Below are 25895 nucleotides of genomic sequence, written 5' to 3'. Positions count from 1 at the left end.
GGGCCGCGCACCGCCGACGCGCCCGCCCGCCCCGCCACCACCCCCCAGCCACCACCCCCTCGGCCACCGCCGCGACCCGAGCCGGACCCCCGCGCGCCGGTTAGGGTGGTTCCGTGCAGGTAGCCGCGATCCAGACCACGCCGGTCGCCGACCCGGCGGGCAACGCCGCCGAGCACGCGCGGCTGATCGGCGAGGCCGCCGCGAAGGGCGCGCGCGTGTGCGCGTTCCCCGAGCTCTCGCTGACCGGCTACGAACTGCACCCCGTCCGGCCGCTCACCGAGGACGACGAGCACTGGGCCCCGATCCGCTCGGCCTGCGCCGCCCACGACGCGTACGCCCTCGTCGGCGCGCCACTGTCCACCCCGGACGGAGTGGTGATCGCGACCGTCGTGATCGGACCGACCGGGGAGACCCTGGGCCACTACGCGAAACGGCACCTGGACGACGTCGAGGCGCGGCTCTTCGTGCCCGGCGACCACCACCTGCTGCTCGAAGTCGACGACTGGACCCTCGGCCTGGCGGTCTGCTCCGACGCCGCCGTGCCGTCGCACGCGGTCGAGGTGCGGGCGGGCGGAGCGGACGTGTACGTGGTGAGCGCCCTGTACCCGAAGGTGAGCGCCCGGTACCCCCGAGGGCCGGAAGCCCGGATCGCCGAGCAGCTCGGCCACGCCGCCGGCCTGGGCATGTGGGCGGTGCTGGCCCAGTACACCGGGCGCGCGGGCGACTACGACACGGCCGGCGGCAGCGGCGTGTGGCGGCCGGGCGGCGCGGTCGACGTGCGCCTCGGCGACGAGCCCGGCGTGGCCGTGGCCACCCTGACCCGGCCGTGAGCGGCTACGTCGAACGCCCCGCCGCCGGGCTGGCGTGCGTCTGGCGGCGCACGGCGGCGAGGCGGACCGCCAGCCGCGTCGTGCCCGACGGCTGCACGGACATCATCTGGTCGTCCGCGGGGACGCTCGTGGTCGCCGGTCCGGACACCGTCGGCCACCCCACGACCACGGGTCCGGGCGTCCTGCACGGCGTGCGGTTCGGTCCCGGCGTCGGTCCGGCCGCGTTCGGCGTGCCGGCGCACGCGCTGCGCGACCTGCGGGTGCCGCTGGCCGAGCTGTGGGGCCCCACGCCCGCGCTGGAGGACGCCCTGGCCGCGGCGGACGACCCGACCGCGGTGCTCGCGGCCGCGGCCCGCGCGCGGCTGCGCGCCACCCCGCCCGACCCGGTCGCGGCGGCGATCACGCGGTCCGTGCGCAGGTCCACCGTCGCCGCGCTGGCCGACGACCTGGGGCTGAGCGTCCGCCAGGTGCACCGCCGGAGCCTGGACGCGTTCGGCTACGGCCCGAAGGTGCTGCACCGCGTGCTGCGGTTCGACCGCGCGGTGAAGCTGGCGTGGACGGGCGTGCCGTTCGCCGACGTAGCGCAGCGCGCGGGCTACGCCGACCAGGCCCACCTGTCGCGCGAGGTGAAGGACCTGGCCGGTGTGCCGCTGGGTCAGCTGGTGCGGCCGTAGGCGCGCAGCGTCCGCAACGCCTCGATGGTGACGACCGGTCGCCACTCGTAGGTCGTCACCGGGGTCCACGCCGGCCACGGGAACGTCCAGCCGCCGTCGTCCTGCTGCTCGCCCGCCAGCCGGTCGAGGTCCCGCTCGACCTCCTCGTCGGTGAACCACCGCCGGGCCAGGCTGTCCGGTGAGGACGCGTAGTGGAGCGGCTTGTGCGTCTCGCCGGCGGCGTAGCCGGCCGGCGCCTGCCCGTCGCCGAGGTCCACCAGCCCGGTCTCCCGCACGAGCGCGCCGAGCCGCTCCGCCTCGCGCTCGGCCCGCGCCCGGTCGGGCACGTGGTCGAGGAACGTGGCGCAGGCATTGGCCTCGTAGGGGTGCGACGCGGTCAACGATGTGATCCGGGCCCAGCAGAACCCCGTGGCCCGCGCCAACCACGGGTGGTCGAACCCGAACTCGTGGAACGCGCTCACGACCAGCGCGGTCATCAGCAGGTCGCTGTCCGCCGACACCTGCCACCACGGCGCGCGGGGGTGGTCGGCGGCCGTGGCGAGGCAGTTGGGCACCCCGCCGTCCGCGTTGGCCACGGAGGCGATGAAATCGGCGGCACCGGCCACGAACCGGTCGTCGCCCACGTCGCGGCACACGCGCAACGCCGTGTAGGTGTGCAACGGCTGGCTGGTCGGCCCGCGCCCGTCGGGCTCCAACGCGTGCCCGAACCCGCCGTCCTCGTTGCGATAGGCGGCGACCGCCGCCACGACCGGCTCCACCGGCCCGCCGTCGAACATCGCGGCGAACCGCCGCTGCTCCAGCGCCCGCGCGTTGAGCCACAGGAAAGACCTGGCTTCTTCGATCATGCGCCCACGGTAGGTCCGCGGCGTGCGGGTGGTCTTGAACGAATCGGACCCCACCACCGCGCCAACCCCGCCGAACGCCCTAACTCGACGGGGTCGCTATGCCATCATTGAGCCCGCAGTTGGCGTGAGGGGAGCGCGAGCATGCTGGACGCTGGTGGTGGTGGTGGTGGGGGCGCGAAGCTGGGCTTTGTCGCCGACACGGTGGCACGCGGACCAGGCGCGGGCTACGTGTCGACGCAGACGAAGTTCTTCGTCGACCCGCAAGAGGCGCAGCGGCTGATCGACGGCCTGAAGCAGGCACTGGAGAAGCTGCTGGAGACCAAGCGCGTCTCCGATCGGATCGCGGTCAGCGGTTCCCCCGGAAAAGACGTCTACAGCGGTGCCGCCACGCTGACGATCCGCAAGTCCGCGGGTGACGAGCCCGGCGGTTACGGCTGGGCGAACCTCGAAGCGCAGAAGGCGCTGGAGAACACGATCGCGAACATCCAGAAGGCGCTCGACGAGTACAAGAACACCGACTCGGCGGCTGCCGACGCATTGAAGCCGAAGGAATGAGTTCTTTGAACCGCACTATTCGGGCCGCTCTCGTCGTCAGCTCCGCCGTGGCCGTGCTCGCCGCGTGCACGACAACCGATCCGGGCGACCCGACCGCGGGCCCCACCACCGGGACGTCGGAGCGCACGCCGACCACGTCCGGCTCCGCGACCGGCGGAGCTTCCGGCCTGAGCCTCGCCAAGTACCTCAGCAACCCGTGCGCCATCCTCACGAAGGCGCAGCAGGCCGAGCTGACGACGTTCCGCGAGGCGAAGGCGACGGAGGGCACCTTCGGACCCGCCTGCACCTACCAGGGGAAGGACGTGCTGGAGAACTCGACCTTCGAGATCTCGCTCGTGGTCAAGGGCAACACGATCGACGACTTCATCGAGGAAGCCAAGGCCGGGATGTCGGTCGCCGAGGAGACCAAGGTCGACGGTCGGCCCGCGATCAACTTCGACAGCGCCGACGGCAAGCGGAACTGCAGCACCGCGGTCGGCACCTCGGACAAGGAAGCCGTCCTCGTCCAGGCCAACATCGGGAAGAACGACAAGCTCAACGACGACAAGGCGTGCGAGAAGTCGGAGCGGGTCGCCAAGACGGTCATCGGGAACTTGAGGGGTTAGGCCATGACTTCTCCCGTACCGCCCGACGTCGACATGGACCTCGGCGGCTTCGCGCTGCTCCAGATGGGTATCGGCGCGGACAAGATCTACGGCTGGTTCAAGGACGGCAAGGGGCCGGAACGGACCACCGACACCACCCAGCAGGACTGGGAGAAGGTCAACCGCGACCACATCGACATCGCCTACCTGATCGAGAAGGCGGTGCGCGACTCCGGCGCGTCCTGGGAAGGCGCGGCGGGCGACCAGGCCCGCGCGTCCACGTCCCCGCTCGCGAGCTGGTCGCAGGCGGCGGGCGACAGCGCCAGCACCGCAGGCCAGGGCACCGCGCAGATCAGCGAGTCGTTCCGGCTGGCCCGCGACTCCGTCGAGAAGCCCGTCGACGTCCCGGACAAGCCCTGGTACAACGACGCGCTGCCGTGGGACACCGACTACGACGACGCGGTCGAGAAGAGCCAGGAGGTCAACTCCAAGAACATGCAGGTGCTCAGCACCTACGGCAACGCCGCGAACGCCGCGGGCGCCTCGATGCCGACCTTCCAGTCACCCGACGAGGTGGGCGCGGGCATCGACGATGGTGGTGGCCAGCCGCCGATCGAACGCCCCAAGGAGTGGGGCGGCGTCGACGAGAACGGCACCGACAAGTCCGGTTCGGACCGGTCGGGTGGCGACAAGTCCGGCAACAGCAGGCCGTCGGGCGACATCAACGTGCCCCCGCCTGCCCCGCCCGGTGACGACAGCGGCGGCAACACCAGGAAGTCGTGGGCGGACGTCCCGGACCGGCCCACGCCGCCACCGAACATCGACCTGCCACGCACCAACGACCCGCGGATCCCCCCGAACGACCCGAGGTTCCCCCCGTTCGACCCGCGCCTGCCCTACGACCCGCGCAACCCGAACGACCCGCGCAACCCCCGCAACGATCCCCGCAACAACCCGCGCAACAACCCCAACAACCCGAACCGGCCGCCCGTGCGGCTGCCCGGCGGCGGTGGTGGCGGCGGACAGGGCGGCTCCGGCGGTGGACGCGGTCCGGGCGGCGTGCCCGGCATGGGCGGCGCGGGCGGCGGCCGGATGCCCGGCATGGGCGGCCTGGGCGGCGGCGTGCCCGGCCCCGGCGCGTTCGGACCCGGCGGCACCTCGGGCACGATGGGCCCCGGCGAACGCGGCTTCGGCCCCGGTGGCGGCGGGTTCGGCCCCGGCGGCGCGGGCGCGGCCGGGCGCGGCGGCCCGGCCGGTGGCATGGCCGCCGGCGGGATGGGCGCGGGCGCCGGTCGCGGGCAGGGTGACGAGGACAAGGAGCACAAGTCCGCGTCGTACCTCCAGGAGACCGAGGACATCTTCGGCGACGGCACGATGGTGGCCCCGCCGGTCATCGGGGAGTAAGGGGGGACAGTGCTGCGCACCAAGGTGGCGATCCCGGTCGTCGCGCTCTACACCGCCTGGCAGGCCGAGGGCCTCGCCACGCTGCACAACGCGCTGCTGACCGAGGTCGACTTCGACGAGGACCGCCTCGCCGAGGGCGACGTGAGCGGGTTGGCGGACCTCGCGCGGGGCGGCTGGGCGGCGCTGGAGCGGCTCGGCCTGGCCCGCGGCCGGCAGGTGCACGCCGACCTCGGCCGGTCGCTGCGGCTGGTGGCCGGCGCGGGCACGGAGTACTACGCCTTCTTCAACCAGGGCGACGGCGACACGCGCACCGCACTGGTGGCGGTGTCCGGTGACGACGCGCTGCGGGTCGTCCTGCACCCGGACAAGCACTTCGTGCTGGAGCCGGTGCGGCCGGAGGACGCGGTGCAGGCGCTGGTGTCGGCGCTGCCGGAGGAGAGGCCGGGGCGGGGCGGCGTGCTCTCGCTGCCCGCCGACGCGCTGGCCGACCAGCCGCAGCGCCCCCGCTACGACGACGAGGGCGGCGGGTCGTTCCTCCAGACCAGCAGGCCGACCGGCGGGCACACCACCGAGGCGCAGCTCGTCCGGAAGCTGCTGGCCGAGCAGCGCACGGGCGGCGGGCAGCTGTTCACCGCCCGCCGCGACCGGTCCGGCCGCAAGCAGCGCTGCGCCGCGCCGCTGACGTACTTCGACACGATCACCGGCCGCTACCTGTCGGCGAAGTCGAAGGGCGGCGACGGCACGCCGTGGATCACCGTGCAGCCCGCCGACTTCAGCACGCTCCAGCACCGGCTGCGGCAGCTCACCGCGGACGCAGCACCTCGCGGCTGAGCTCGGCCGGGCTCCGGTGCCCGGACAGGCCGAGGGTCAGGTCGAAGTCGGCGAGCAGGCAGCGCAGCACGTGGCGGACGCCGACCTCGCCGCCGTGGGCGAGCCCGTAGGCGAACGGCCGGCCGACCAGCACCGCCCGCGCGCCCAGGGCCAGGGCCTTCACGACGTCCGCGCCGCTGCGGACGCCGGAGTCGAACAGCACCTCCACCCGCTCGCCCACCGCGTCGGCGATGCCGGGCAGCACGTCGAGCGACCCCACCGCGCCGTCCACCTGCCGCCCGCCGTGGTTGGACACGACGATGCCCTGCACCCCGGCGTCGACGGCCTTGCGCGCGTCGTCGACGTGCTGGATGCCCTTGAGCACGATCGGACCGTCCCAGTGCTCGCGCAGGAACCCGAGCCGGTCCCACGACTTGTCGGTGCCGGTGAACATGTGCACCCACCGCAGGATCGCCATCGGCAGGTCGTCCTCGGGCGCGACCGCGAGGCCCGCGCGGAACGCCGGGTCGGAGAACGGGATCGCGGTGCCGACGCCGCGCAGGAACGGCAGGTAGCCCTGGTCCAGGTCGCGGGGCCGCCACGCGAGCGTCCACGTGTCGAGCGTGACGACGAGCACCCGGTACCCGGCCGCCCGCGCGCGGCCGAGGATGCTCGCGCACACGTCCGGGTCGTTCGGCCAGTACAGCTGGAACCACCGGGCCGCGTCGCCGGCCGCCGCGGCGACGTCCTCGATCGTGTGCGACGCGGCGGTCGACAGCACGAACGGCACCCCGAGGTCGGCGGCGGCCCGCGCCGTCGCCAGCTCACCGTCGGGGTGCAGGATCGCCTGCACCCCGACCGGTGCGAGCAGGACGGGCGCGGGCAGCTCCGTACCCAGCACGGACACCCCGAGGTGGCGCTCGGTGGCGTCGGTGAGCATCCGCGGCACGATCCGCCAGGCGTCGAACGCCTCCCGGTTGGCCCGCGCCGTCGCACCCGTCCCGGCGGCGCCCGCGACGTACCAGAACGGCCCCGGCCCGAGCCGTTCACGGGCGGACTCCTCCAGGCGCTCGGGATCGGTGGTGAACGGCGGCACGGTGCCCGCCAGGCCCTGCAGGTAGAGCTCGTTCTGGTACCCGGCGAATCCCGTCATCCGTCCCACCGTCCGCTGCGCCCGTCACGTCCGGGCCATGCTCGACCCCGCCCGGCCGCCGCCGCAAGCACGCGGCCGGGCGGTGGCTGCTCCTCCCCTACTTGAACAGCCGATTCGGCAGCAGCCACGTCAGCTTGTCCGACCGCAGCACGGCCAACGGCCCGATCACCGCCAGCAGCAGCACGTACCCCGCGACGAACGGCGCGACCCGCGAGTCCAGTCCCGCCGCCACCGCCATCGACGCCAGCACCAGCGAGAACTCGCCCCGCGTGAGCACGGTCAGCCCGATGTCCACGGCCTGCTGCCGGTCGAACGAGTGCAGCTTCGCCGCGTACAGCCCGGCGCCCAGGTTGAGCCCGATCGTCACCACCGCGGCCACCAGCACGGGCACGACGACACCGCCGACCGCGTTCGGGTCGATGCTCAGCCCGAAGATGAAGAAGAACAGCGCCCCGAACGCGTCCCGCAGCGGCAGCACGAGCTTGTGCACCCGCGGCGCGACGCCGGAGCCGCCGATCACCGCGCCGACCATGAACGCCCCGATCGCGTCGGACACGCCCAGCTCGTGCGCGACGGCCGCGCCGGTGACCGCCGCGCCCACGAAGCACACCACCAGCAGCTCGTCGTCGGCCGAGGTGAACATCCGGGTCACCACCCGGCCGCCCCAGCGGGCGACGGCCGCCAGCACCACCAGGAACAGGAACGCCTTCCCGAAGTCCAGCAGCGCCTGGACCCCGGACGTGCCGCCGAGCACCGGTTGGAGGATCGCCAGGTACAGGGCGAGGAACACGTCCTCGATGACGATGATGCCCATCACCAGCCGTGACTCCGGGTTGCGCATCCGCTTCGCCTCGACCAGCAGCTTCGTGACGATCGCGGACGACGAGATGCCGATCGCGCCCGCGATCACCAGCGCCTCGCGGGTGCCCCAGTCGAGCAGGAACCCGAACGCGAGCCCGCCGCCGATGTTGAGCACCAGGTACCCGGTGCCGGCGAGCGCGAGCTTGCGCCCGCCGGCCACCAGGTCCTCGATCGAGAACTCCAGCCCCAGGTAGAACAGCAGGAACACCAGGCCCAGCTCGGCCAGCACGCCCAGCTCGGCGGGATCGTCCACGAGGGACAGCCCCGGCGTGTGCGGCCCGAGGAGGATGCCCGCCAGCATGAACAGCGGGATGGTCGGCAGTCCTATCCGGACACCGGCCCGACCGACGATCCCGGCCGCGAGGAAAGCCCCGCCGACCGCCAGCAGCGTGTGCCCCGTGTTCATCGTCGACCCTCCAAGGTGATCGCCACCGGTGCCGCGGTCAGGACGGTCGAGACGGTACCTGCGACGACACCGATCAGCAGCGCGGTGGCGAAGTCGGCGAGCGACCCGTCACCCAGCACCAGCAGCGCGGCCAGCACGAACAGGACGCCGATACCCGTGTTGACGGTCCTCGGCACGGTCTGCAGAACCGCCGTGCTGACGACGCCGCCGAACGGTTCGCCGCGCCGCGCCCGCCGCAGCTCCCGCACCCGGTCGAACACCACCACCGAGTCGTTGACCGAGTAGCCGATGACGGTGAGCAGCGCCGCCAGGAACACGCCGTCGGCGGTCTTGCCCAGCCACGCGAACACGCCGACGAGCACCACGACGTCGGACACCAGCGCCGCCACGGTCGCGAGGCCCAGCCGCCAGTCGAAGCGGATCGCCAGGTACGCGAGCTGCGCGGCGACGGCGATGGCCAGCGCGATCAGCGCGTTGCGCCGCAGCTCGGACCCGAGGCTGGGTCCGATCAGCTCGTTGCTGACCTGCTCCGCGCCGCCGGTCGCCCGGTCGACGGCCGCGCCGAGCCTGGCCGACGCGGCCTCGTCGATCGGGCCGGTGCGCACGGACACCCCGGTGTCGCCCGAGGTCGCCACGACGGCGTCGGCGAACCCCTCCGCGGCCAGCTCGGCGCGCACCTTGCCCGCGTCCACCGAGGACGCCGTGTAGTCGATCATCCGGCCGCCGGTGAACTCGACGCCGAGCTCCAGGCCGCGCACGAACAGCCCGGAGAGCGCGACCAGCAGCACGACCGCGGCGGTGAGGAGCCACCTGCGCGGCCGCTGGAACAGCCGGAACCCGCGGCCGGTGAGCCACGTCCGCACCCGGCCGAGGTCGTGCAGGCCGCTCCACTTCGGACGGCGGTCCAGCAGCGGCACGGCCAGCTGCAACAGGACGCGGCTGAGCACCAAGGCGCTGAACAGCGACGCCAGCACACCGATCGACAGCGTGACGCCGAAGCCCTTGACCGGGCCGGTGGCGAGCCAGAACAGCAGCCCGGCCGCGAGGAGCGTGGTCACGTTCGAGTCCGCGACCGCGCTGAGCGCGCCCCGGAAACCCTGCTCGACCGAGCGGGACAAACGTTTGCGCCGCGCGTACTCCTCACGGGCGCGCTCGAAGACGAGCACGTTCGCGTCCACGGCCATGCCGATCGCCAGCACGAACCCGGCGAGGCCGGGCAGGGTCAGCGTCGCCCCGATCGCCAGCAGCGCCGCGTACGCGAGGGCCGCGTACCCGGCCAGCGCGAGCACCGCGATCAAGCCGGCGACCCGGTAGACGAAGATCAGGAACAGGCCGGTCAGCGCGATGCCGATGATCGCGGCCCGGCTGCTCGCCTCGATGGCCTCCGCGCCGAGCGTCGGCCCGACGGTCCGCTGCTCGACGACCTCCACCGGCACCGGCAGCGCGCCGGACCGGATCACCAGGGCCAGCTCCTCGGCCTCCTCCTTGGCGAACTTGCCGGTGATCTGCGTGCTGGTGCCGATCATCCCGGTCCGGCACGGCACGGACGGGTCGACCTGCGGCGCGGACACGATCCTGCCGTCCAGCACGAACGCCACCCGCCGCCGCGGGTCGCCGGGCGCGGCGCACGCGGCCTCGCCGGTCACCCGCTGCCAGGTGGCCGGCGCGTCGCCCTGGAACTCGACGGTGACCTGCCAGCCGACGCCGGCCTGGTTGGGCGCGGCCTGCGCGCCCTTGACGCCCTCACCGGTGAGCACGACCGGGCCCAGTCCGACGGAATCCCCGTCCGTGGTGGGTTTGTCACCCGGTCCGGTGACGGGTTGCACGGCGAGCTGGGCGGTGCGGCCGAGCACCTCGATGGCTTCGGCGGGGTCCTGCACGCCCGGCAGCTCCACCACGATGCGGTGGTCGCCGGAGCGGGCCAGGACGGGTTCGGCGACGCCGAGTTCGTCCACCCGGCGGCGCAGCACCTCCATCGCGCGGTCGGTGTTGTCGGACGTGGCCTCGGACGGGGTTTCCAGCACGATCTGGGTGCCGCCGCGCAGGTCGAGACCGAGGCGCGGTTGGCTGGTGAGCAGGACGAACGCGGACGCGGCGAGCACGCCGAGGGACAGCAGCCCTCGGACGAGGAGCTCTCGCCGCGCGGGTGGGCGCGGCATGGCGAATGACCTCCGGGGTCGGGGTGAAGGGGTACGGCTACCGGAGGTCCGCGGGTGGCGCGCGTTCGCCGAGCGGCGCCTGGCCGGTGCGCTCGGGGGTGCGGTGAGTCGGGTCGACGACGTCGGCGTGCGGCTCGGGCACGGGGGCGACGTGGACGGGCGGCTGCACGCCGTCCAGTGGTTTGCCGAGGTGCCCCTGCTGCTGCACGGGGTGGACCATCACCCGGGTGGCCGCACCCGGCAAATGGGCGGCGTCGACCGTGGCGCTGACCGCCGCGAGGTCGACGTGCTGCGGTGAGGCGGGACCGACGACGACGAACCCGGCGATCAACGCCAGGACCATCAGCAGTCGCGTCACGTGGCCTCCCCTCCACGCGACAGGTTAGCGGCCGTGGGCGGGTGCTCCGCGCACCGCGCGGGGGCGGGGCCTCCGAGGGCCTCCGGGGTGGAGCCCGTCACGCGCTGGTGGGCGAGTGCACCAATGCCGGTCCTCCCGGTCCGCGAGGAGCAGCACTGTTCCCCTTCCGGATGTTCTTGAATCGGAAGGTATTGGTCTTAGCGTTCCGGGTCAAGATATTCTCCGGCGAGAAGTTACCGGTGGGGGCGTATGATCGGCGCCATGAACGCGCCCGTCGATCCCGGCTGCGTCAGCCGGGCCGGCTTGAACTGGCTGCTGCACCGCGCGGCGCACAAGCTCGGTTCGGTCGCGCAGGACGCGGCGGCGCGCCACGGCATCACCACCCGCGGCCAGCTCGTGCTCTCGGCGCTGGCCAGCGAGGAGTACCGGCGCACCCAGCTCGCCCTCGGCCAGGCGCTGGGGCTGGACAAGACGACGCTGACGGCCGAGCTGGACCGGCTGGAGCGGGCCGGGTTGGTCGTGCGCGAGCCCGACCCCACCGACCGGCGCGTGCGCGTGCCCGTGATCACCGAGCGGGGGCGCACCGTCCAGGCCGAGGTGGAGGAGCTCCAGGTCGAGGTGGAGAACGACTTCACCGCCGGCTTGGAGCCGGCCGAGGCGCACTGCCTGCGGGCGCTGCTGGAGCGGCTGATCGTGGCCGACCACCGGCCGGGCAGCGGCTCCTGCCTGTAGGTGGCGTGCCTGCGGGTCGCGTGCGTGCGGGTCGCGTCAGGCCGGTCGCGAGAACCAACCGATCGTACGAATGCGTTGCGCCGTCCGAGGCGACGACCATTCGCTCGTTGGTGCGCATTTCGAGGACTTCGACGACCTCGACACCGAGTCTCAGCTCAGTGGTTCCGCAGATATCGGGCTTGTGCACACCCAACGCAGCCGCCGGCGGAGGCCCGGCAAGGTGCGATCCGATTATCACGATCCGTTGCGGTTCAGCCATTTTTCACCCGCACAGGTGACTGAAGTGGTGACTGCATGCGACGCTGTCGGCAGCTCGGCACGGTCGCCGTCGGGATTTCCCCGTCATGGCACCAACCCGCGTGCGTCTCATCCCGCGAGCGCCCGGATTGGTCCGAGCACCCGTGACGAGACAGTTGGAGGTTCGGGGCCGTGGGTACAGGCAAGGAGTGGCAGGTCTCCTGCCGCGACATCGCGTCCCGTCGCCGGGACATGACGGTCTTCGTCAGCCAGGGGCACGTCGTGGTGACCGTGCCGCCGGGTGAGGCCGCCGTGTTGACGCCGCTGGAGGTGGGGCGGCTGCGGGCGGCTCTGCGGGACGCGGTGGTGGACGCTTCCGGCGTGCCGGAGAGCTGATCTTCCGCCGCCCCCGGGGTGGCGGAGTGGTGCGGTGCGGGGTCGGGTCGAAGATCAAAAGCGTGAAAAGCGTCCTCGCCGGACGGGCCGGCCACCGAGGATGGGGCACTGCTCCAAGCTTCGCTTGAAGCAGTGCTGAGCGTGTCATCCCCGTATGGCCTGGTCAAAGACCACCACGCTTGTCATGGCAGGTCAAGCGAAGGGCGTGCTTGACCTGCCATGACAAGCGTGGTCCCCTGCGGGCAGGCCATACGGGGATGACACGCTCGGGTCAGGTGTGCGCCGGGCGCGTGGCTTGGGCGCGGTACCTCTTCCTACTCGTGGGTAGGTAGTGTCAGTATCGGGGTGTGGGTACCTACTTCGCGGCGGGTTTCAGCGGGCGGTCGCTGGTTGGCGCGTTGCGCGCGGTGGTGGTGTTGGTCGGGGCCGGCGTTGTACGGCCGATGAGGCCGAGTCGGTTGTTCGGTGTGCTGGACGCGTATCTCAGGTGGGGTGTCACGGTCGCGTTGGGGTTCGCGGTCGGTGCGGTGCGGCACCCGGATCGGCCGGCGATCGTCGACGACTCCGGCACGACCACCTACCGGGAGGTCGACGAGCGGACCACGCGGCTCGCACACGCGCTGCTGGACCTCGGTGTCGGCGCGGGTGGGAAGGTGGCCGTGTTGTGCCGCAACCACCGTGGATTCGTGGAGACCGTCACCGCGTGCGTGAAGATCGGGGCGCACGCGGTGCTGCTCAACACGGGGCTGAGCGCGGTGCAGGTCGGGGTTGTGCTGCGCGAGCAGGACGTCTCGGTCGTCGTCGCGGACGCGGAGTTCCGCCACCTGCTGGTGCGCGCGCCGCGCAAGGTGCGGCGCGTCGTGGCGTGGCTGGACGGCACGACCAGGAGCCGGACGCTGGAGGGGCTGATCGCCGCCGCGCCCGCCACGCCGCTGCCCGGACGGCCGCCGCGCGGACGGATGATCGTGCTCACGTCGGGGACCACCGGTGCGCCCAAGGGCGCGCGCCGGCCCGAGCCGACCGGTCTCGCGCCGGCGGCGGCGTTGTTGTCGCGGATACCGCTGCGCGCCGGTGACCGGTTGTCGGTGCCCGCTCCGCTGTTCCACACGTGGGGCCTGGCCGCGCTCCAGCTCGGCCTGGTGCTGGGCGCCACGTTCGTGCTGCGGCGCGAGTTCGACCCCGCCGCGGTGGTGGCCGACGCGGCGCGGCACCGCAGCGCGGCGTTGTTCGTGGTTCCCGTGATGCTGCAACGGGTGTTGGAGGTGGGCGGCCGGGTGGCGCTGCCCGATCTGAGGGTGATCGCTTCCAGTGGTTCGGCGCTGCCGGTCCCGGTGGTGCGGCGCTGCTTCGAGGAGTTCGGGCCCGTGCTGCACAACCTCTACGGCTCGACCGAGGTCTCGTGGGTCAGCGTCGCCGGGCCGGACGAGTTGGCCCGCCACCCGGGCACCGCCGGGACGCCGCCGCGCGGCACGCGGGTCGCGATCCTGGACGAGCGTGGGCGTCCGGTGCCGGCGGGTGTGCCGGGTCGGATCTTCGTCGCGAACGACATGCTGTTCGACGGCTACACCGACGGCGGCGGCAAGGAGGTCGTCGACGGGCTGATGTCGACCGGCGACGTGGGGTACCGGGACGCCGACGGGCTGCTGTTCGTCGTCGGGCGGGACGACGAGATGGTCGTGTCGGGCGGCGAGAACGTCCACCCGCGCGAGGTCGAGGACCTGCTGGCGGGTCTCGCCGGGGTGCGGGAGGTGGCCGTGGTGGGCGTGCCGGACGAGCGGTTCGGCCGGCGGTTGGTCGCCTACGTGGTGCCCGAGGAGCCCGGCGCGCTGGACGAGGGCGCCGTGCTCGACCACGTCCGGCGGAACCTGGCGAGGTTCGCCGTGCCGCGCGAGGTGGTGTTCCTCGACGCCTTGCCGCGCAATGCCACGGGAAAGGTCCTCAAACGGGAACTGCGGTGAGTATCCTTCGCGTCGGGGGGCTGATGACCATTCCCGTGCAGCGAACGGCCGATCCACGCGCCAACGCGGTCACGAACCTGCGTGAGGCGCGGATGGCACTGGACGAGGGCCGCCCCGGTGACGCGCTGGAGTTCGCCGAGAAGGCCGTCGCGGCGTTCTCCTGGCTGGACGACGCGGAAGGCGTGGCGCAGAGCGTGCTGGCCCAGTCCGTGGCGCTGGGCAAGCGCGGGTTGCTGCCCGGCGCGCTGGACACCATCGACCGCGTGCAGCAGATCGCCTCCGCGAACCGGCACGTGCTGCTCCAGGCGTGGTGCAGCTTCTCGCAGGCCGTGGTGGAGCTGCGGCTGGACTCGCGGGAGCGGTCGCTGCACTCGCTGTCGCGCGCGCTCGGGCTGGCCGAGCTGACCGGCGACCACGAGCTGATCGGCTCGATCCTGTTCGAGCAGGCCAACCTCATGCGCACGCAGTACCACGAGCACTGCATGATCCGGTCGGCCGCGACGCGGTGCAGCCCGGACGGCGAGCCGTGCCTGCGCAAGCTCCGGCGGGCGGAAGCGCTGTGCGCGCAGGTGCGCGACAAGTGGAAGAGCCTCGACGAGCCGGTCCGGCTGGCCCGGTTGAACCTCCTGCTCGCGCACGTGCGGCTGGACCTCGGCGAGTTGGACCGCGCGCTGCGCTCGTGCCAGCGGGCCGACCAGCTGCTGGCCGGCCGGGACCGGCCGGTGCTGCGGGCCGAGCTGCTCATGGCGCGGGCCCGCGTGAACGGCGCGCGCGGCCGGTTCGACGACCAGGTGCGGCAGCTCACGCAGGCCGCCGAGCTGGCGATGGGTTGCCTGGCGCGGGAGGTCGCCGTGCGGGCGCACGGCGCGCTGAGCGTCGCGCACGAGCGGGCCGGGCGGCTGGAACCGGCGCTGCGGCACGCCCGCGCGCAGCTGGAGCAGTACCGGCTGTGGGAACTCCAGGAAGGCCGCGACCTGCTGCGGATGCGCGAGCACGACCTGTCCGCGCGGCTCGTGGAACAGCTGGCGCACCACCGGTTCGAGCCGCGCCGGGAGAACACCGTCGTGCGCGTGCGCCGCCCGGAGCCGCTGCGCGCCACCTCGACCGCCGAGCAGGTCAACCGGCGGATCGCGCGGGCGCTGGCGGCGGGCTTGACCAAGCGCGGCATCGAGGTCCTGCGGCGGATCGCGGGCGGCGCGAGCACCGGCGCCATCGCGGAGGAACTGGGCCTCTCGCCCAAAACGGTGCAGAACCACCTCCAGCGGATCTACCGGACGTTGGGCGTCCGGGACCGGGCGGGCGCGGCCGTCTGGTGGATGGACCTCGTCGACGAGTCCGGAGGGTGGGACGGCGGCTTCGCGGGGTAACCGCGAAGCCGTTCCGCTCGTTGCCGGCAATGGTGGGATGTTCACGACAACCGGAGCGCCCCGCTTGGGGGTTTTACCCATCCTGCTGCGACAGAACTGGGTGATGAGCCGGATGACACCTCTGTGCCATGCTCCGCTCGGACGCTCCTCCCTGCGTCCCCTGGCGAGCGGCGGTAGTGCGATGCGGGTGAACGGAGGGCACGGGCACGAGCGATCGGCGCAACGCGCGGGCACCGCCGGGCCCGCGCGGCGACGCGGGTCCCGAGGACCGCGCCCGACCGCCGCGCGCCGCGGCCGGGCGCGGAGCGGGTTCACACCACCGTGCCCCGCGGACCGGTCTACGCCGCGGGACGGGTCGGCGGTCCGCCGCGCCGCCGGCGTGCCGAGCGCCGAACCCCGCGCGGGCCCGCCGACCGCGCAGGCGACCACGGTCGTCGCCCACCGCCCACGCCGCTACCAATCGAAACGGAGCTTGACGATGGTTGTGAACGCGATCCGCAGGATCTTCGCCGTGGCGGCCCTCTGCGCCGGTCTCGGCGCCGGTCTCGGCGCCGTCCTGGCCGCGCCCGCGAGCGCCGACGCCCCCGGTGGGGTCTCCGCCAAGGAGATATTCACGCCACCGTACGTCCACCCGTAGACCACCGCCGAGGCCGGGTTCGTGTCACCGCGGACCCGGCCTTGGGGCATTGTGGACGGCGTGAGCACCGACCAGTTGCGCCTGCGTGCGCCGAGACACCGGGTGAGCCGCAAGGCCGTGACCCTCTGGACCCTGCACGCCGTGATCGGGTGGGCGGTGCTGCTGGCGCCGCAACTGGTGGTACTGGTGTTCAACCGCACGCCGTGGCAGGTCGGCCTGGTCGTGGCGACCCTCGCCGCGGGCACCGCGCACACCCTGGTCATGCCGCGCTGGCGCTACCGGGTGCACCGGTGGGAAGCCACCCCGGACGCCGTGTACACGCTGGCGGGCTGGCTGAACCAGGAGTGGCGCATCGCACCGGTGTCGCGCATCCAGACCGTGGACACCAAGCGCGGTCCGCTGCAACAGCTGCTGGGCCTGTCGACGGTGACGGTCACCACGGCGTCGGCGGCGGGCCCGGTGCTCATCGAGGGCCTGGACCAGGACGAGGCGGTGCGGCTGGCCGACGAGCTGACCACCACGACGCAGGCCACGCCGGGTGACGCGACGTGACCCACGACCTGTCGCCGGAGCTGCCCGCCGCGCCCGAGTACGCCGAGCCGGTCGTCGACTGGCACCGGCTGGACGCGCGGATGCTGATCGTGCGCCCGCTCAACGAGGTCCTCGGCCTGGTGCCGGTGTTCATCGGCCTGCTGGTGCTCGGCAAGGGCGAGACGTGGCGCATCCTGCTCAGCGTCGGCGTGATCGTCGCGATCGTGCTGTTCGGCCTGCTGCGCTGGGTGACCACGCGCTACCGGATCACCACCGAGCAGGTCGAGCTGCACACGGGCCTGTTCGTGCGCAAGCGCCTGGCGGTGCCGCGCGAGCGCATCCGGACCGTCGACCTGACGGCGAAGCTCGGGCACCGGCTGTTCGGCCTGTCCGCGATCCGGGTGGGCACGGGCAGGCACGACCAGTCGGACGAGGACGGGCTGACGCTGGACGCCGTGTCGTCGGCCGAGGCGGAGCGGCTGCGGGTGCTGCTGCTGACGCAGGCCGCGCCGGCGGGCGCCGCGGAGCAGGCGGCGGAGCGGGAGGAGCGCGCCGGGGTCGTGCTGTCCGAGTGGGACACCCGGTGGCTGCGGTACGCGCCGCTGACGCTGTCCGGCCTGGTGGCGGTGGGCGCGATGGCCGGCCTGCTGGGGAATTACGCGCGCGAGCTGGAACTGGAGGTCTTCGGCCCACTGGAGGAGGCCGCGCACTGGGTCGTGGAGCAGCCGCTCTGGCTTACCCTGTCGCTGTTCGCGGGCGTCGTGCTGGTGGTCGCGGGGCTCGGTTCGGTGCTGGTCTACGTGGTGCAGTTCTGGGGCTACCGGCTGACCCGCGAGCCTGACGACACGGTCCGCGTGCGCCGCGGCCTGTTGACGACCCGCTCGGTTTCCGTTGCGGAGCAACGGCTGCGCGGTGTGGAGGTGGCGGAACCCCTGCTGCTGCGTGCGGGTCGCGGCGCGCACGCGAAGACCGTGACGACGGGCCTTGGCCGCAAGGGCGAGAGCAACCTGCTGTTGCCGCCCGCGCCGATCGCCGAGGCGCACCGCGTGTCCGCCGCGGTGCTGCGGCAGGACACCGCGCCGACGACGGCACCGCTGCGCAGGCACCCGGTCGCCGCGCTGCGCAGGCGGCTGGTGCGCGCGATCGTGCCGGTGCTGGTGCTGACCGGTGTCCTGGCGTGGTTCGCGCCGAGCTGGACCTGGCAGGTGTCACTGGCGCTGCTGCCGCTCGCGGCGCTGCTGGGGTGGGACCGCTACCGCTCCCTCGGCCACGCGCTGACCGGTCGCCACCTGGTCGCGCGGCAGGGCTCGGTGGTGCGGGAAACCGTTGCGCTGCAACGCACCGGCATCATCGGCTGGCGCGTCTCGCGGTCGTTCTTCCAGCGCCGCTCGGGCCTGGTGACCATGACCGCGACGACCGCCGCGGGCGACGGCGCGTACCACGTGGTGGACGTGGCGGAGGGCGACGGGCTGGCGCTGGCCGACGACGCCGTGCCCGACCTGGTGCGCCCCTTCCTGGAACGGCGCTGACGCGGCCGGGCGTAGGTCCTCCTAGACCGCCGAGCGGAACGTCGTCCGGTACACGCTGGGCGCCACACCCAGCAGCGCGCTCATCTGCTGCCGCAGCGCCGCGCCGGTGCCGAACCCGGCGTGCCGCGCCACCTGGTCGACGGCCAGGTCCGTGGTCTCCAGCAGGTGCCGCGCCCGCTCGACCCGCTGCTGGGTGATCCACTTGCCGGGGCTCAGCCCGGTCTCCTCGCGGAACCGCCGGGTGAACGTCCGCACGCTCATCCGGGCGTGCCCGGCCAGCGCCCGCAGCTCCAGCGGCTCGTGCAGGTGCTCCAACGCGTACGCGCGGGCGGCGGCGGTGGACGTGTCCGCCTCCGCCGGTACCGGGCGGACGATGTACTGCGACTGGCCGCCGGGCCGCCACGGTGGCACGACGCAGCGCCGGGCGGCGCGGTTCGCGACCTCGCTGCCGTGGTCGTTGCGCACGACGTGCAGGCACAGGTCGATGCCCGCGCCGACGCCCGCCGAGGTGAGCACGTCGCCCTCGTCGACGAACAGCACGTCCGGGTCGAGGTCGACGTGCGGGAACAGCCGCCGGAAGTTGTCGGCGTGCAGCCAGTGCGTGGTCGCCCGGCGACCGTCCAGCAAGCCGACCGCCGCCAGCACGAACGCCCCGGTGCAGATCGACATCACCCGCGCGCCCCGGTCCGCCGCCGCCCGCAGCGCGTCCCGCACCCCGTCCTCGACGGCGCCGTCGAGCAGCACCCGCGCGCCGTAGTGCACGCCGGCGACGATCACGGTGCCCGCCTCCGCCAGCAGCTCCAGGCCGTGGTCCGGGGTGATGGTGTACCCGGCGGCGCTGCGCACGGCACGCGCGCCCGGCGTGCAGACCCGCACCTCGTAGAGGCGCGCGTCGTCCTCGTCGCGGGCGGCGCTGAAGATCTGCGGCGGTGTGCCGAGGTCGAAGACGACCACCTCGTCCAGGGCGAGGAGGGCCACGAGGTGGGTCATGGCCCGATTCTTGCACATGATGACCATCGAGCCACTGGTCCGACGGCGGAAGATCGCGCACGCTTCCTCCTCGTGACTCGAAGCAATTGGGCATGGGCGGTCGCGGGCGTGAGCTTCATCGCGCTCATCGGCGCCGCCGCGTTCCGCGCGACGCCCGGCGCGCTGATCGAGCCCCTCCAGGAGGAGTTCGGCTGGTCCACCGCCACCATCGGGTTCGCGGTGTCGGTGAACCTGATGCTGTTCGGGGTGACCGCGCCGTTCGCGGCGGCCCTGATGGAGCGGTTCGGCGTGCGCAGGGTCGTGGCGTGCGCGCTGACGCTGGTCGCGATCGGCAGCGGCCTCACGGTGTTCATGACCACCAGCTGGCAGCTGGTGCTGCTCTGGGGCGTCCTGGTGGGCCTGGGCACCGGCTCGATGGCGCTGGCCTTCGTGGCCACCATCACCGGCCGGTGGTTCGTCCGGCACCGGGGCCTGGTGACCGGTGTGCTCACGGCGGGCGGCGCGACCGGTCAGCTCGTGTTCCTGCCGGTCGTGGCGGCGCTGGCGGAGTCGTCGGGTTGGCGCTCGGCGTCGGTCCTGGTGACGGTCGCGGCGCTGGCGGTCGTGCCGCTGGTCCTGCTGTTCCTCCGCGAGTACCCGGCCGACCTGGGCGTACCGCCCTACGGCGGCGACGCGGTCGTGCCCCGGCCGACCGCCACCGGCGGCGCGGCCAAGCGCGCCGTCACGGCGCTCGGCGCCGCCGCGCGCACCCGTCAGTTCTGGTACCTGGCGGGCGGTTTCGCGATCTGCGGCGCGACCACGAACGGCCTCGTCGGCACGCACTTCATCCCCGCCGCCCACGACCACGGGATGCCCACCACCACGGCGGCGAACCTGCTCGCCCTGGTCGGGATCTTCGACATCGTCGGCACCATCCTGTCCGGCTGGCTCACCGACCGCGTCGACTCGCGCGTCCTGCTGGGCGCCTACTACGCGCTGCGCGGCGGTTCGCTGCTGGTGCTGCCGCAGCTGTTCGGCGACTCGGTGCACCCGAGCATGCTGGTGTTCGTCATCTTCTACGGCCTGGACTGGGTCGCCACGGTCCCGCCGACGGTCGCCCTGTGCCGCGAGTTCTTCGGGGTGTCCGCCGCCGTCGTCTTCGGGTGGGTGTTCGCCGCGCACCAGCTCGGCGCGGCGTTCGCGGCCACGGCGGCGGGGCTGGCCCGCGACCACTTCGGCAACTACGCGCCCGCCTGGTACGTGGCGGGCGGGTTGAGCATCACGGCCGCGGTGCTGTCCATGCGCGTCCGCGGGTCGAAGGCGCGTCCGGGCGGTCCAGGGGACCCGACGGGCGACCTCGCGGCCCAGCGCGCCGGCGGCTGACCGCGGGTGCGACCGCGCGGCCGGGCACCCGGTCCACAAGGGACCGCGCCCGGCCGCCCGGATCGGCGCGCGCCGGTGCCCGGCAGCGGCGACCCGGTCCGACCACCCGACGACTAGGCTGGTTCCGGTGATGGATCGTTTGGTGTGGATCGACTGCGAGATGACCGGGCTCGACCTCGGCAAGGACGCCCTGATCGAGATCGCGGCGCTGGTGACCGACGCGGAGCTGAACGTGCTCGGCGAGGGGGTCGACGTGGTGATCCACGCCGACGAGCGGGCGCTCGGCTCGATGCCGGACGTCGTGACGGCGATGCACGCCAAATCCGGCCTGACCGAGGCGGTCCGCCGGTCCACCACCACGCTCGCCGAGGCCGAGGCCCTCGTGCTCGCCTACGTCAAGCAGTGGGTGCCGGACCCGCGCACCGCTCCGCTGGCGGGCAACTCGATCGCCACCGACCGGGGTTTCATCGCCCGCGACATGCCGGAGCTGGACGCCCACCTGCACTACCGGATGGTCGACGTGTCGTCGATCAAGGAGCTGTGCCGCCGGTGGTACCCCCGCATCTACTTCGCGCAGCCGGAGAAGGGGCTCGCCCACCGGGCGCTGGCCGACGTCCGCGAGTCCATCCGCGAGCTGGCCTACTACCGGCGCACGGCGTTCGTGCCCCAGCCGGGGCCCACCTCGGAGCAGGCGCAGGCCGTGGCGAGCGAGCTGCTGGCCGCCGACCGGGAGGAATAGGGTCGATTTCAGACCCGGCGGTAGGGCAAGGTATGCTTCATGCCGCCGGGTCGACCGGTCTTGGTGGGTGTAGCTCAGCTGGCAGAGCACTGGGTTGTGATCCCAGGTGTCGCGGGTTCAAGTCCCGTCACTCACCCCAAGCGAAACGCCCCCTGGCCACCCGGTCAGGGGGCGTTTTCCGTGACTACGGGGAGTTTCTGCTGCCGTGAGCGCCACACTCGTCGCGAAGGACCTGGCGGCCGGGCACGGTGACCGCGTCCTGTTCTCCGGGCTCGACCTGGTGGTCGCGCCCGGTGACGTCGTGGGCCTGGTCGGCGCCAACGGCGCGGGCAAGTCCACCCTGCTGCGGACCCTCGCGGGCCTCCTCCCGGCCGAGCGCGGTGTGATCCGCCTCTCCCCCGTGACCGCGACCGTCGGGCACCTGCCGCAGGAGCCGGAGCGCCGCCCCGGCGAGACCGTGCGCGACTTCCTCGCCCGGCGGACCGGCGTGGCGGCGGCGCAGGCCGAGCTCGACCGGGCCACCGAGGCGTTGACCGCGGGCGCGGACGACGGCTACGCCGAGGCGTTGGAGCGCTGGCTGGCGCTGGGCGGCGCGGACCTGCCCGAACGCGCCGAGGAGGTGGCCGCCGACCTGGGGCTCACCGTCGACCTGGACCAGCCCATGACGTCCCTGTCCGGGGGCCAGGCGGCCCGCGCGGGCATGGCGTCGCTGCTGCTGAGCCGCTACGACGTGTTCCTGCTCGACGAGCCGACCAACGACCTCGACCTGGACGGCCTGGCGCGGCTGGAGGCGTTCGTGACCGGGCTGCGCGCCGGCGCGGTCCTGGTCTCCCACGACCGCGAGTTCCTCGCCCGCACCGTGACCCGTGTCGTGGAGCTGGACCTCGCGCAGCAGCAGGTGCGCTCCTACGGCGGCGGTTACGAGTCGTACCTGGAGGAGCGCGAGATCGCCCGCCGCCACGCGCGGGAGAGCTACGAGGAGTACGCGAGCACCCGCGCGGCGCTGGAGGAGCGCGCCCGGACGCAGCGGGCGTGGATGGAGAAGGGCGTGAAGAACGCCCGGCGCAAGTCGCCGGACAACGACAAGTCCGGCCGCAAGTTCCGCGCGGAGGCGACCGAGAAGCAGGCGGCGAAGGCGCGGCAGACCGACCGCCTCATCGAGCGCCTCGACGTGGTCGAGGAACCGCGCAAGGAGTGGGAGCTGCGCATGGAGATCGCGGCGGCGCCCCGGGCGGGCGCGGTCGTGGCGGTGCTGCGCGACGCCGTCGTGCGGCGGGGCGCGTTCACCCTGGGCCCGGTGGACCTCCAGGTCGACTGGGCGGACCGCGTGGCCATCACGGGCGCGAACGGCGCGGGCAAGTCCACCCTGCTCGCGGCGCTGCTCGGGCGGGTGCCGCCGGTCTCGGGCACGTCCTCGCTCGGACCGGGCGTCGTCGTGGGCGAGGTCGACCAGGCGCGCGGCCTGTTCCTCGGCGACGAGCCGCTGGTGGACGCGTTCGGCGCGGCGGTGCCCGACCTGCCGCCGGCCGAGGTGCGCACGCTGCTGGCCAAGTTCGGCCTCAAGGCGGCCCACGTGCTGCGCCCGGCGGCGTCCCTGTCACCGGGTGAGCGCACCCGCGCGGCGCTGGCGCTGCTCCAGGCGAAGGGCGTCAACCTGCTGGTGCTCGACGAGCCCACGAACCACCTGGACCTGCCCGCGATCGAGCAGCTGGAGTCCGCCCTGGACTCCTACCCCGGCACCCTGCTCCTGGTCACCCACGACCGGCGGATGCTCGACACCGTGCGCACGACCCGCCGCCTGGAGGTGGCGGCGGGTCGCGTCCGGGACCTCTGAAGGGGTCAGCGGTTGCCCGTGACCCACTGCTCCCACGGCACCTGCCAGTCGCCGAAGCCGTCCCACGCCTCCAGGGCCGGGCCGCCGGAGTTGGTGACCACCACGATGTCACCCGGCTTGGAGAGGTCGAAGACCCACTTCGCGTTCTCCGGCGAGAGGTTCAGGCAGCCGTGGCTGACGTTGCGCTGCCCCTGGTCGCCCACCGACCACGGGGCGCTGTGGAAGAAGATGCCGCTGTTGGACATGCGCGTGGCCCAGTCGACGGGGGTGACGTAGCCGCCGGCGTCGAGCGCCAGGCCGTACGTGCGGGAGTCCATGACCATGTGGTCGTGCTTCTCCGTCAACACGTAGGTGCCGACCGGGGTCGGGTTCGCGGCGTTGCCCATCGAGGTCGGCATCGTGCGGGCGACCTGACCGTTGATCTTGGTGACGACCTGGTGCGTGCCGCCGTCGGCCTCGTGGATGACCGCGTCGCCGATGGTGGTCGTGATCAGGCGGTCCTTCTCGCCGTAGATGCCGTTGCCGAGGTGCTTGCCGTAGATCTTGGCGTCGATGGTGATCTTGGTGCCGGTCGCCCAGTAGTGCTGCGGGCGCCAGTGCACCTCCTTCTCGTTGAACCAGTAGAAGGCGCCCTCGACCTTGGGCTCGGTGGTGATGGAGATCATCGCCTCGGCGGCGGCCTTGTCGGCGATCGGCTCGTCGAAGTAGAAGGCCAGCGGCTGCCCGACGCCCACCGTCGTGCCGTCCAGGGGGTTGACCGAGAGGAACGTCAGCGTGCGCGGCTTCACCGTGGTGAAGGTCGACGTCCGGGTGGCGGGCTTGCCGTCCGCGCCCTGGGCCGTGACGGTCAGCGTGTAGGTCTTGTCGTAGCCGAGGGGCTCGGTGTTGGTCCACTGGAGGCCGTCGGGCGACACCTGGCCGGCGACGAGCTTGCCCTCGGGGTTGGTCAGGGCCGCTTCGGTGATCTTGCCGTCGGTGGCGGTGGCGACCACCGGGAGCCCCGGCTGGACGTCCGCGGCCTGGTCGGCGGGACCCGTGGTCAACGTCACGGGCTTGGGCGGCGGCGTGGAGGAGGTGGGCGTGGGACCGGCCGCGGGCCCACCGCCGGCCGCCGCGCCCGACGAACAACTCGTGACCAACGCCACGACCAACCCGATCGCGACGACACCCAGCGCTCTCCGCGCCCCCCGGCTGACCGACATCCCCGCCTCCGCTTCACGTCCCGCAGACCCCAAAACACCTTTGGTGGTCCCACTACAAGGTGACGCCCGAAGGGTTGACGATGTTGCGCGGGATGCCGGATCGTTACGGACGCGAAGTTCCCCCTGGGACAGCGTCGCGCACCAGCCCTGACCAGGCGATTGGGAGCCGAGTAGGACGCTGTGCTAATGTTCTCCACGTCGGACGGAGCAAGACAGTCCGCAAGCGCCGCTAGCTCAACTGGCAGAGCAGCTGACTCTTAATCAGCGGGTTCGGGGTTCGAGTCCCTGGCGGCGCACAAAAGGCCCAGGTCACAGACCGGGGCCTTTTTGCTTCCCAGGTCGCTCCCATGACTTACCCGTGGTTTATGCCTTGACTCCCTAACCGGGACCGCTCAGGTAGCTGGCGGTGCCTCCTCGTCCGGAGGGGATTCCCCGGCTTGTTCCTCGCCGCCGAACGCCGATTCAACGCCTCAGCCGTGCGCGGGTCCACCGCCTTCCGCCCCAGGTAGAGGCCCTGCGTCATCGAGGGCCGAGAGTGGCCGAGCTGGTCGGCGATGAGCCGGGCCGTCAAGTTGGCCTCGTCCAGGATCGTCGCCGCCGTCTTCCGGAACACGTGTGACGTCACCCAGGCGAACTCGTCACGTCTCCGAGCGCCGCGCAGGTCCAGACGAGCGTTAGCCGGATCACGCAAACCACCCAGCGCACCGGTCCCTCCGCATAGCCGGTCGCCGCGAACCGTCACTTCAGCATCTGCAACGCCCACGACGGCAGCGGTACGTCCGCTCCCCGCCTCCGTCTTGGTGGACTTCCGGGTCAGCCCGACGCCCAAGATCCGGATAACGATGTAGTCCACCGCCACCACCCCGGCGTCCAGGTCGACGTCCTCCCACCAGACGCCCAGCGCCTCACCGATCCGAACCCCGGTCGCCATCATGAACCGCGACAGGTCCGGCAGGCCCTTCCGAACCGCCTTCTCGAACTCCGTGAACCACAGCTCAGCGACGACCTTCACCCGCGTGTCCGCCGTGAGCTGCCCACCGGACGGCTTGGACCGCTCCGTGAGCACCGCCTTGAGGTTCCGCTCAGCAGCCGCCTTCGTCTTCCCCGTGCGCTCGACCGGCCGCGTCCTGCCGTCGAAGTCACAGAAGTACGTGGTCGCCCGCCACCCCGTGGAAGTCTCGTAACAGCGGATCTTGCCGTAGGTGCCGATCGACAAAGGTGGGCGCCCCATCACGCCACCTCCGGCTCAAGCCGCTCGAACCAAGCCCGCACGTCGGACGGCAGGTAACGCAGGTGCTTTCCGACTCGCCGTGCAGGCGGCCCGTAGTGCTTCGCCCGCCAAGCGTACAAGGTGTGCACAGGAACTCCCAGAAAAGCCGAGACTTCAGCCACCGACCAGAGCGGTTCGAACCGATGCGCTGACATGTCCATCGCCCTTGTGATCAAGCCGCCTGCCGAGTTGCCGAAACATCGGGCGGTCCCGCAGCCACCAGCAACGCCCGGTCGTACTCAGCTATCCACGTCACCCGTTGGGCGATCCACTCAAGTCATCGGCTACGCCAACAAACCCGGCAAGGCTGAACTGTTCGCCTAGGAGCGTCCGAGCGCCATCATCACCAGCATGACGAACCTCACCCCGCCCCGCGTTCGACGTAGCTCTGCCGAACTCGGCTCTAGAGGATCAAGGCGCGCCGCCTGCGGTAGCGCGTGGCCGATCCCGACTCAGGTTGGCACCGACTCCC

General features: G+C 72.7%; 25 protein-coding genes and 2 tRNA genes. 18 read left to right on the top strand and 9 right to left on the bottom strand.

Annotation, left to right across the window (positions count from 1 at the left end; genetic code table 11):
- Window positions 1-113 precede the first annotated feature (113 nt).
- Together C8E97_RS07535 and C8E97_RS07530 are read left to right on the top strand one after the other, a co-directional pair.
- Window positions 114-830, top strand: a complete 717-nt coding sequence (locus C8E97_RS07535) for a carbon-nitrogen hydrolase family protein (protein WP_121002913.1) — start codon at window positions 114-116, stop codon at window positions 828-830.
- Window positions 827-1504 carry a helix-turn-helix domain-containing protein gene (locus C8E97_RS07530; RefSeq protein ID WP_121002911.1) on the top strand — a complete coding sequence of 226 codons (678 nt, stop codon included), beginning with the start codon at window positions 827-829 and terminating at the stop codon, window positions 1502-1504. Before C8E97_RS07535 ends, C8E97_RS07530 begins: the two co-directional genes overlap by 4 nt.
- Here C8E97_RS07530 and C8E97_RS07525 read toward each other — a convergent pair.
- Entirely contained in the window at window positions 1486-2349 is an 864-nt protein-coding gene (locus tag C8E97_RS07525; protein ID WP_121011014.1) for a prenyltransferase/squalene oxidase repeat-containing protein, read from the bottom strand. The genes C8E97_RS07530 and C8E97_RS07525 overlap by 19 nt on opposite strands.
- Before the next feature lie 141 nt (window positions 2350-2490).
- Between C8E97_RS07525 and C8E97_RS07520 the strand changes: the two genes are divergently transcribed.
- The 4 genes from C8E97_RS07520 to C8E97_RS07505 are packed head-to-tail and all read left to right on the top strand — an operon-like array spanning window position 2491 to window position 5723.
- A complete protein-coding gene (locus C8E97_RS07520; protein ID WP_147455023.1) occupies window positions 2491-2904 on the top strand; it encodes a hypothetical protein in 414 nt (137 codons plus the stop codon).
- Window positions 2905-2909: 5 nt separating this feature from the next.
- A complete protein-coding gene (locus C8E97_RS07515) occupies window positions 2910-3509 on the top strand; it encodes a DUF3558 domain-containing protein (protein ID WP_170211683.1) in 600 nt (199 codons plus the stop codon).
- A gap of 3 nt (window positions 3510-3512) precedes the next feature.
- A complete protein-coding gene (locus tag C8E97_RS07510) occupies window positions 3513-4892 on the top strand; it encodes a hypothetical protein (protein WP_147455022.1) in 1380 nt (459 codons plus the stop codon).
- Window positions 4893-4901: 9 nt separating this feature from the next.
- The gene (locus tag C8E97_RS07505; RefSeq protein ID WP_121002902.1) at window positions 4902-5723 is read left to right on the top strand and encodes an ESX secretion-associated protein EspG; all 822 of its coding nucleotides are present in this window, start codon (window positions 4902-4904) and stop codon (window positions 5721-5723) included.
- Here C8E97_RS07505 and C8E97_RS07500 read toward each other — a convergent pair.
- The 4 genes from C8E97_RS07500 to C8E97_RS07485 all read right to left on the bottom strand — a co-directional run bounded on the left by C8E97_RS07500 (window position 5695) and on the right by C8E97_RS07485 (window position 10639).
- Entirely contained in the window at window positions 5695-6855 is a 1161-nt protein-coding gene (locus C8E97_RS07500) for a lactate 2-monooxygenase (protein WP_121002900.1), read from the bottom strand. The genes C8E97_RS07505 and C8E97_RS07500 overlap by 29 nt on opposite strands.
- A gap of 97 nt (window positions 6856-6952) precedes the next feature.
- The gene (locus C8E97_RS07495) at window positions 6953-8122 is read right to left on the bottom strand and encodes a cation:proton antiporter (RefSeq protein WP_121002898.1); all 1170 of its coding nucleotides are present in this window, start codon (window positions 8120-8122) and stop codon (window positions 6953-6955) included.
- Window positions 8119-10281 carry a protein translocase subunit SecD gene (gene secD / locus C8E97_RS07490; protein WP_121002896.1) on the bottom strand — a complete coding sequence of 721 codons (2163 nt, stop codon included), beginning with the start codon at window positions 10279-10281 and terminating at the stop codon, window positions 8119-8121. Before secD ends, C8E97_RS07495 begins: the two co-directional genes overlap by 4 nt.
- A 37-nt stretch (window positions 10282-10318) precedes the next feature.
- Window positions 10319-10639 carry a hypothetical protein gene (locus tag C8E97_RS07485; RefSeq protein ID WP_121002894.1) on the bottom strand — a complete coding sequence of 107 codons (321 nt, stop codon included), beginning with the start codon at window positions 10637-10639 and terminating at the stop codon, window positions 10319-10321.
- Between the two features lie 261 nt (window positions 10640-10900).
- Between C8E97_RS07485 and C8E97_RS07480 the strand changes: the two genes are divergently transcribed.
- The 7 genes from C8E97_RS07480 to C8E97_RS07460 all read left to right on the top strand — a co-directional run bounded on the left by C8E97_RS07480 (window position 10901) and on the right by C8E97_RS07460 (window position 18026).
- On the top strand, window positions 10901-11371 hold the full coding sequence (locus tag C8E97_RS07480) for a MarR family winged helix-turn-helix transcriptional regulator (protein ID WP_246018729.1): 471 nt from the start codon (window positions 10901-10903) through the stop codon (window positions 11369-11371).
- A 429-nt stretch (window positions 11372-11800) separates the two neighbouring features.
- Window positions 11801-12004 (top strand): hypothetical protein, encoded by a 204-nt coding sequence (locus C8E97_RS34005; RefSeq protein WP_147455021.1) that lies wholly within the window; start codon window positions 11801-11803, stop codon window positions 12002-12004.
- A 347-nt stretch (window positions 12005-12351) separates the two neighbouring features.
- On the top strand, window positions 12352-13962 hold the full coding sequence (locus C8E97_RS07475) for an AMP-binding protein (RefSeq protein WP_246018727.1): 1611 nt from the start codon (window positions 12352-12354) through the stop codon (window positions 13960-13962).
- Window positions 13963-13985: 23 nt separating this feature from the next.
- Window positions 13986-15329, top strand: coding sequence for a helix-turn-helix transcriptional regulator (locus C8E97_RS35835; protein ID WP_170211681.1), 1344 nt, complete (start codon window positions 13986-13988; stop codon window positions 15327-15329).
- Between the two features lie 478 nt (window positions 15330-15807).
- Window positions 15808-15966, top strand: a complete 159-nt coding sequence (locus C8E97_RS34345) for a hypothetical protein (RefSeq protein ID WP_170211679.1) — start codon at window positions 15808-15810, stop codon at window positions 15964-15966.
- 60 nt (window positions 15967-16026) lie between these two features.
- Complete coding sequence (locus C8E97_RS07465) at window positions 16027-16518, top strand: PH domain-containing protein (RefSeq protein WP_246018725.1); 492 nt, start codon at window positions 16027-16029, stop codon at window positions 16516-16518.
- Window positions 16515-18026 carry a PH domain-containing protein gene (locus C8E97_RS07460; protein ID WP_342776197.1) on the top strand — a complete coding sequence of 504 codons (1512 nt, stop codon included), beginning with the start codon at window positions 16515-16517 and terminating at the stop codon, window positions 18024-18026. Before C8E97_RS07465 ends, C8E97_RS07460 begins: the two co-directional genes overlap by 4 nt.
- Window positions 18027-18047: 21 nt before the next feature.
- Here the strand turns inward: C8E97_RS07460 and C8E97_RS07455 are convergent, their stop codons facing one another.
- Window positions 18048-19016 carry a GlxA family transcriptional regulator gene (locus tag C8E97_RS07455; protein WP_246018724.1) on the bottom strand — a complete coding sequence of 323 codons (969 nt, stop codon included), beginning with the start codon at window positions 19014-19016 and terminating at the stop codon, window positions 18048-18050.
- A gap of 72 nt (window positions 19017-19088) precedes the next feature.
- Here C8E97_RS07455 and C8E97_RS07450 point away from each other — a divergent pair, with 72 nt between their 5' ends.
- From C8E97_RS07450 to C8E97_RS07435, 4 genes are all read left to right on the top strand, one after another.
- Window positions 19089-20378, top strand: a complete 1290-nt coding sequence (locus tag C8E97_RS07450; protein ID WP_121002890.1) for an MFS transporter — start codon at window positions 19089-19091, stop codon at window positions 20376-20378.
- 127 nt (window positions 20379-20505) lie between these two features.
- The gene (orn, locus tag C8E97_RS07445; protein ID WP_121002888.1) at window positions 20506-21117 is read left to right on the top strand and encodes an oligoribonuclease; all 612 of its coding nucleotides are present in this window, start codon (window positions 20506-20508) and stop codon (window positions 21115-21117) included.
- Window positions 21118-21180: 63 nt separating this feature from the next.
- A tRNA-His gene (locus C8E97_RS07440) sits at window positions 21181-21256 on the top strand.
- A 66-nt stretch (window positions 21257-21322) separates the two neighbouring features.
- Window positions 21323-22951, top strand: coding sequence for an ABC-F family ATP-binding cassette domain-containing protein (locus C8E97_RS07435; protein ID WP_121002886.1), 1629 nt, complete (start codon window positions 21323-21325; stop codon window positions 22949-22951).
- Between the two features lie 5 nt (window positions 22952-22956).
- Here C8E97_RS07435 and C8E97_RS07430 read toward each other — a convergent pair whose 3' ends face one another.
- Entirely contained in the window at window positions 22957-24153 is a 1197-nt protein-coding gene (locus C8E97_RS07430) for a L,D-transpeptidase (RefSeq protein ID WP_121002884.1), read from the bottom strand.
- 223 nt (window positions 24154-24376) lie between these two features.
- On the opposite strand from C8E97_RS07430, the gene C8E97_RS07425 reads away from it, so the two are divergent.
- Window positions 24377-24449 (top strand) — tRNA-Lys (locus tag C8E97_RS07425).
- A 56-nt stretch (window positions 24450-24505) separates the two neighbouring features.
- Here C8E97_RS07425 and C8E97_RS07420 read toward each other — a convergent pair.
- Both C8E97_RS07420 and C8E97_RS07415 read right to left on the bottom strand, forming a co-directional pair.
- Complete coding sequence (locus tag C8E97_RS07420; protein WP_211346937.1) at window positions 24506-25369, bottom strand: site-specific integrase; 864 nt, start codon at window positions 25367-25369, stop codon at window positions 24506-24508.
- A 14-nt stretch (window positions 25370-25383) separates the two neighbouring features.
- Window positions 25384-25578, bottom strand: coding sequence for a helix-turn-helix domain-containing protein (locus C8E97_RS07415; RefSeq protein ID WP_121010993.1), 195 nt, complete (start codon window positions 25576-25578; stop codon window positions 25384-25386).
- Window positions 25579-25895: the final 317 nt, after the last annotated feature.

It is taken from the genome of Saccharothrix australiensis, assembly GCF_003634935.1.
Taxonomy (GTDB): Bacteria; Actinomycetota; Actinomycetes; order Mycobacteriales; family Pseudonocardiaceae; genus Actinosynnema; species Actinosynnema australiense.
Note: the sequence above shows the minus strand (reverse complement) of the source record. Positions and strands in the feature narration are given on the sequence as shown.

Excerpts from the sequence above, each read along its gene's own strand:
- C8E97_RS07525 (WP_121011014.1), bottom strand. The coding sequence starts at position 2,349 with ATGATCGAAGAAGCCAGGTCTTTCCTGTGGCTCAACGCGCGGGCGCTG.
- C8E97_RS07520 (WP_147455023.1), top strand. The coding sequence starts at position 2,491 with ATGCTGGACGCTGGTGGTGGTGGTGGTGGGGGCGCGAAGCTGGGCTTT.
- C8E97_RS07510 (WP_147455022.1), top strand. The coding sequence starts at position 3,513 with ATGACTTCTCCCGTACCGCCCGACGTCGACATGGACCTCGGCGGCTTC.
- C8E97_RS07500 (WP_121002900.1), bottom strand. The coding sequence starts at position 6,855 with ATGACGGGATTCGCCGGGTACCAGAACGAGCTCTACCTGCAGGGCCTG.
- C8E97_RS07495 (WP_121002898.1), bottom strand. The coding sequence starts at position 8,122 with ATGAACACGGGGCACACGCTGCTGGCGGTCGGCGGGGCTTTCCTCGCG.
- secD (WP_121002896.1), bottom strand. The coding sequence starts at position 10,281 with ATGCCGCGCCCACCCGCGCGGCGAGAGCTCCTCGTCCGAGGGCTGCTG.
- C8E97_RS07480 (WP_246018729.1), top strand. The coding sequence starts at position 10,901 with ATGAACGCGCCCGTCGATCCCGGCTGCGTCAGCCGGGCCGGCTTGAAC.
- C8E97_RS35835 (WP_170211681.1), top strand. The coding sequence starts at position 13,986 with ATGACCATTCCCGTGCAGCGAACGGCCGATCCACGCGCCAACGCGGTC.
- C8E97_RS34345 (WP_170211679.1), top strand. The coding sequence starts at position 15,808 with ATGGTTGTGAACGCGATCCGCAGGATCTTCGCCGTGGCGGCCCTCTGC.
- C8E97_RS07455 (WP_246018724.1), bottom strand. The coding sequence starts at position 19,016 with ATGACCCACCTCGTGGCCCTCCTCGCCCTGGACGAGGTGGTCGTCTTC.
- C8E97_RS07430 (WP_121002884.1), bottom strand. The coding sequence starts at position 24,153 with ATGTCGGTCAGCCGGGGGGCGCGGAGAGCGCTGGGTGTCGTCGCGATC.
- C8E97_RS07415 (WP_121010993.1), bottom strand. The coding sequence starts at position 25,578 with ATGTCAGCGCATCGGTTCGAACCGCTCTGGTCGGTGGCTGAAGTCTCG.